Raw genomic sequence first — 2,026 nt, 5'->3', positions numbered from 1 at the left:
TAGAGCTTTCCCCGGAAGCTGCCCATAAATGGTTTGAAGAGTCAGAAGCCAATTTTAGTGTTTCAGTGGAAAACTTCTGCCACTGGGTGAAAGAGTTTTTGGAATCCCAGTCATCCACTCGGCGCATGGTGTTTATGGTGGACGAAGTCGGCCAGTTTATTGGCAGCGACACACGCCTTATGCTCACCCTGCAAACACTCACCGAAAACCTGGGCACGATTTGCGGTGGTCGCGCTTGGATCGTCGTCACGTCTCAGGCGGATATGGACGCAGTGCTAGGCGAAATGACCGCCTCAAAAGCCAACGATTTCTCCAAAATTGCCGGGCGCTTCAAAACCTGCTTATCGCTCTCAAGTTCCAACTCTGACGAAGTCATCCGCAAGCGCCTGCTGGTGAAAACCGACCCGGCACGCGCTGAGCTGGAAGGCGTGTTTGAAGCCAAAGGCTCCATCCTACGTAACCAGCTGACCTTTGACCGCTCAGGCCCCACGCTGAAAAATATTGAAGGCGTGGATAGCTTTATCGCCAACTATCCCTTCGTGCCGTACCACTTCCAACTGGTACAAAAAGTCTTCGAAGAGATCCGCAAGGTAGGTGCCACCGGCGCGCACCTGGCCTACGGCGAGCGCTCCATGCTCGATGCTTTCCACATGGCGGCCAAAGCCGTGCAAGAAAAATCGATTGGTGCGCTGGTGCCGATGCACTGCTTTTATACGGCGATAGAAGGCTTCCTCGATACGGCCGTAAAACGCACCATCGACCAGGCCAGCGAAAACCCCGTGTTAGAGGCGTTTGATGTCGAAACGCTGCGCACGCTGTTTATGATCCGCTATGTGGATCTTGTCAAAGGCACGGTCGACAACCTCGTCACGCTCTCGCTTACCCAGATTGACGACGACCGGATTGCTATTCGTGAGCAATTGGACGCGACCTTAGCGCGACTTGAAAAAGAGAGCCTGATTACGCGTAATGGCGATGAATACCAGTTCCTCACCAATGAAGAGCGCGACATTACCCGCAAGATCAAAGCCACCGAAGTCACCAGTAGCGATGAGAACAAAGAGCTCTCCAGCCTAATTTTTAAAGACCTGCTGCGTGATCGCGCCAAATACCGCTACCCGTTGAACAAAACCGACTACAGCATTGGCCGCTACCTGGATGGTCACACCCTAGATGGCCGCTACCAGAGTCAGCTAAGGGTCGAGGTGGTGTCACCCCTAGACGTGGAGTATGTGCAGCTTAGCGACGCAGGCTGCATCCACAAAAGCGGCGACAACGGCGGGCAAGTGCTGATTAAGCTACCCGACGATAAACGCTTTACCGATGAATTGCGCACGCTGTTAAAAACCGACAAGTTTATCCGCTTGAACCTATCGGCCAACGACCACAGCGTCGAGCGCATTCTGGCCGACCGTAGCCGGGAAAACCAAGAGCGTAAAAAACGCCTGCGCGTTCGTCTGGAAGAGATGCTATTAGATGCAGACGCCTATGCGCTCGGCCAAAAGCTGGACCTCAACCGCAGCCAGTTAAGCACCCGCCTGGATGAAGCCTGCCGCTACCTGCTGGAAAACACCTACAACAAGCTGGGCCAGCTGACGGTGCTTAACCCAGAGCCCATGCGCGAACTGCAAGCCGTGTTAACAGCAGATGATATTGGTACGCAAAATCTTAACTTAGACGGGGAAGAGGGCAACGCCCAGGCAGTAAAAGAGGTGGAGCAGTATATCTCGCTGCATAGCGGCGAGCCCGTGCCGCTTAACCCGCTTATCGAACGTTTTAGCAACCGACCTTTCGGCTGGCCGGAAGGCGAAACGCTGCTGATTCTAGGCCGCCTGCACGCCGCTGGCCGTTTGACCTTCCACACCGCAGGCCCCGCGCTCAGCGGTAAAGAAGCCTTCGAGCTGCTTAATAACGCCCGCCGACGCAGTGAAGTACGCATTCAGAAAAAGCGCCAAACCGAAGATGCGGTGCTCAACAAAGCCCGCAATCTCACCAAAGACCTGTTTGGCCAGCTAGGCCCCGCCAG

General features: G+C 54.7%; 1 protein-coding gene. It reads left to right on the top strand.

Annotated elements, in window-relative coordinates; all coding sequences use genetic code 11:
* Positions 1-2,026 (top strand): BREX system P-loop protein BrxC (gene brxC, locus V8L71_RS20535; protein WP_336275324.1); only part of this gene is annotated, 2,026 nt, incomplete at both ends.

The organism is Vreelandella indica (assembly GCF_037070225.1).
In the GTDB taxonomy this organism is placed as follows: Bacteria; Pseudomonadota; Gammaproteobacteria; order Pseudomonadales; family Halomonadaceae; genus Vreelandella; species Vreelandella arctica.
This window is presented reverse-complemented; position numbering and strand designations above follow the sequence as displayed.